Source organism: Microvirga sp. P4_A5 (assembly GCF_056402495.1).
In genome coordinates, this window is the sequence record NZ_JBFUHH010000173.1 from 1 (window position 1) to 3735 (window position 3735).

A 3735-nucleotide genomic window follows, 5' to 3' on the forward strand; every position below is an offset into this window, starting at 1 on the left:
GATATAGACTCACTACTTAGATTAGTGCCTGAGACCGAGAACGTAAGAAGTGACTAGAATTCTGATTGTGAATCACAAGAATGATTGTTGGGCCGGCGCCAAGCCGGACCCTCACCAACGTTGCAGTTTATCTTCTCACACGCGGAGTTGGTGATTGTCACTCCCGCCACATCGCACTTTCCGGTTTAACGTTCTCGGGAGCGGGACGGCTTGAGCCGCCCGCACGGAAGCCGATGCGACATTCCTCATACGTCGTGCCGTTAACGAGTGTGGCGCGACGATAACGATTCACCCATCCCGCATTGAATCCAGCGTGCGCGACATCGACTAGTCTGGCTCAGGTGTGCGCGACAGAAAGCGCCTGCGGCCGCGATTCCAGTGCGTTCAAACGTTCGAGGATTGTTCTGGGGAAGCGGGACCTAGTGCTGTGAGGTTTCAATCTGTGGCTCTAGGCGCGATCGGATCCAGACCACGCATTTCACCGGGGGATCGGTCGTGAGCGCCTCAGGCGCGTCTGCGTTGGACAGGCTGAGCCTGTTGAGATCGTTGCGCTGGTTTGGGTGGAAGAGCCCAAGTTCATATCGAGCCGGGGTGCACGCGTGAAGGATGTGCGCATAAATCGATTTCTGTTCTTCAGGACGAGCAAACTCGATCCGTGGCTAGGTGACTACGTCAGTGGGCTCAAATCAGGCTGTGTGACTTTGCAATGCGGGAATGTGATGCACGCGAATCGCAGGGACCGTATCAGCGACCAAGCTGCGGCGGCGCGCCCGTCGCCCCCGCCATATCGCAAATTTTTTTCGCCTATGTGGGGTTCGTCTGCCAACGTTTCTCGAAAATGTTACCCGGTGCGATGAGAAGCAACTCGAAGCAACTCGTCTGCGTATTTCTTGGGTCCCCGCGACATCTTCTTGTTGACTTCTTGGAAGAGTGCGCCACCGTGATGTCCAGCGCCGTCGCTGTTCGCGGAGTACCGGATGTCACTCCTCCTGAAGTTGCCCGTTGTTGCCCGTGAGCTTTCCGTCGGGCGAACGACACTTTGTGCACTGATCCGGGACGGCAAGTTGCCCGTCCGAAAGATCGGTCGATCGACGAGGGTTCACCGCGCTGATCTCGAACAGTTTGCAGCCCGGCTCCCAACAACGGCCGCCGGTCGCGAGGGGCGGTGATGAGCAACCTCAGGCACTCCGACGCCCACCTGGAGCGCATTGCTTTTGGTGCTCTCTCCCGGGCGAATGCGGCCGGCGATCAGCGGGTGGTCGCTGAGGTCCCGCCGACCGTCGCAGCGCCTCCGCCGGACGCAGCAATCAGTGTATCCGCCTTCCCGTCTGTCTTTGCGCCAGTGCCTGCACCTCCTGCGTCGGCGTCTCCGCCGGTGCCGACCCCCGCGCCGCCCTCACGCAGTTGGAGTCGAGCGATCGCAATTGCGAACGGCGATTTTCTGGGCGTGTGCGCCGCAAGAACCAAGGAAACTAGGCGATGATGAAATTCGAGGATCTCCGGTCTATTCTCTCGAAGCCGGACCTGTCTGCCGCCGATCTCACCGACGCGTTGAGGCACGCTAAAGTGCATCGGGGCGACGCCGCTAGCGCGCTTGATGCCATTGAATCGCGTCGCGGAGATATGATCCTTGCTTCAGATTCGGAACGACTGGCTTTTCGGTCCAGCCTGTCAACTGCCAAGGAGAACATCGAGGACGCAGTAGCCTTGATTGAGGTGATCCAGCAACGTCTTTCGAAAGCCTTGGCCGCGGAGGCCGAGAGAGCACGGCGTGAGCTTCGCGCCAACGCTGAGGCCCAGTCCGAGGCCGCCCGCAAGTCGCTTCTCCGATACTCAAAGCTGGCGCGAGAGATCGTTGAAATCATTGATGCCGTCGCCCGCGCGGACGAAGCTATCCGTCAGTCGAATTCTGACCTGCCCGCCGGTGCTAGTCCGCTTCTTTCGCCGGAGCATCAAGTTCGAGGGCGCCCAGGATCGGACGAGCGCCTTATCTCAGACGAAATCGTGACCCTTTGGGCTTTTTCCGGATCGGGAGAGCCACTGCCGGACGAATTGCTGGATCAAGTGCAACAGTCGGATCGGGGCGCAGGGTGGATCCCAGCACCGGAATCGTCGATGGGTTCCCTCTCGATCGAGGTCGTCCGACGTCGCTTCCGGCGCGTTGAGCGCATCCCAGCGGTGGCAGCGGTTCATCGCGAGAGTTTGTCTCGCACGGTCAACCTTCCCGGCCTCGCATATCTCGACCCGATGATTGCCGAACCCAGCCGAAACGACGACGGCCGCTCGGTTCTCCTTCATCCCGAGCGTCTGCGCAGCATTGCGCCGCGCCGTGACGGCGAGATCGAGCCCGTTGTCGACTTCATTCCGATAAGCGACGCGGTCGAAGATCCCGTGACACCAGCACGCGCCCCCGGCGCCTCGCCCGGCATCGTCGCAATGAGGAGGCACTAATGGCGCGAACCTTGCTGGCGCAACTTCGGCTTGCCATCAGGGACGACCTGAGCACCGGCGCCAAAAAGGCGGCCGGGGCACTCGACGGTGTTGGAGCTGCCGCGGATCGTCTCGGACGTAAGCGTCCCGCCCTCGACGGGTTCTCGTCCAATCTCGACAAGGCGAGATTGAGCGCGGCTGCGATGGGTCGCGAGCTGCAACATGCCCAATGGGGCACAGCGTTCACGCGCCAGCTTGAGAAAATCAAGATCGCCCCGAGCGAGTTCGAGAAGATCCGAGCGAGTTGGAATCGCCTTCAGACGGATCTCGCCACCGGCAGCCGCCGCGCGCATGTAGTCCTCGGGGCACAGGACACATGGAAAAAAGACACGCTTGGCGCTCTCATAGCACTCCGCGGTGAAACAGAACGCCTTCACCAGGCGCGAAGCCGGMTCGTCGCCGGCGCGAAAGGCTTCGTGAGGCAAGGTTTTCTGCTCGGTGGGGCTGGCGGGGGGCTCTACGCGGGATATGCAGGCGTTCGCGGCACCTTGCGCGCCGGCGCCAATGAGGCACGCGAAGGTGCCAGGAGTTATCTCGGCGGATTTACTGCGTATGAGACCGTCGCCCTGGCGGCGAAGTCGCGTTTGACTTCAGCCCGCTTCCCATCGGTCGATAATGTGACCCTGCAAGAACTCCTCCGAGAGTCGGCATTGTCTCTCGGCTCGATCCCTAAGGCCCTTGAGCTATCCGAGAGCCTCGGACAGACGTTCACGGTTTTGCAGAGCCTAAAGGGGCGAGATTCCGCCCTCTCCGAATTGACCCGTTTCCTTCGCGGCCTCGATACTCTGGGAAAGAACATCGATCCGGCAGAAATTCGCACGCTACTTGATGGGACGATAAGAGCGGCCGGTGTAGAGGGCGCCGAATATTCGCCGGGTGATGTCTGGTCGGTCGCCAAGATGTCGAAAAGTGCCGGCTTCTCCCTCAGCGATCAATTCATCAACACTGTTCTGCCGTCGCTGATCGCGGACATGGGCGCGCCGCGCGTTGGGACGGCGCTCGGCAGTTCGACGGCCCAGATGATCGGAGGACGAGCAACCGCAAAAGCAAAGGCATATCAGGCGCAGGTCGGCATCCGTGACCGTAAGGGCGTAGTGCAACAAGACCTTTTCGCCAGCAACCCGTACACGTGGACGCAGGAGGTGCTCGTTCCTGCCCTCCTCAAGAGTGGCATCGATACAACGAACGAACCGAAGGTTGTCGAAGCCGTCAACAAACTGTTTTCAAACCAGGTAGTCGGTGATC

General features: G+C 60.4%; 2 protein-coding genes and 1 pseudogene. All 3 read left to right on the plus strand.

Annotation, left to right across the window (positions count from 1 at the left end; genetic code table 11):
* Positions 1-977 precede the first annotated feature (977 nt).
* Positions 978-1169: a helix-turn-helix domain-containing protein gene (locus AC1DVM_RS22680; RefSeq protein ID WP_477258328.1), complete on the plus strand. Its 192-nt coding sequence runs from the start codon at positions 978-980 to the stop codon at positions 1167-1169.
* Positions 1170-1479: 310 nt separating this feature from the next.
* On the plus strand, positions 1480-2451 hold the full coding sequence (locus AC1DVM_RS22685; protein ID WP_477258330.1) for a hypothetical protein: 972 nt from the start codon (positions 1480-1482) through the stop codon (positions 2449-2451).
* Positions 2451-3735: pseudogene (locus AC1DVM_RS22690) on the plus strand (hypothetical protein); the annotation flags it as partial. The gene AC1DVM_RS22685 and the pseudogene AC1DVM_RS22690, both read left to right, overlap by 1 nt.

What these genes read in the sequence shown, in the direction of transcription:
- AC1DVM_RS22680 (WP_477258328.1), top strand. Translation starts at nt 978, where the DNA reads ATGTCACTCCTCCTGAAGTTGCCCGTTGTTGCCCGTGAGCTTTCCGTC.
- AC1DVM_RS22685 (WP_477258330.1), top strand. Translation starts at nt 1,480, where the DNA reads ATGATGAAATTCGAGGATCTCCGGTCTATTCTCTCGAAGCCGGACCTG.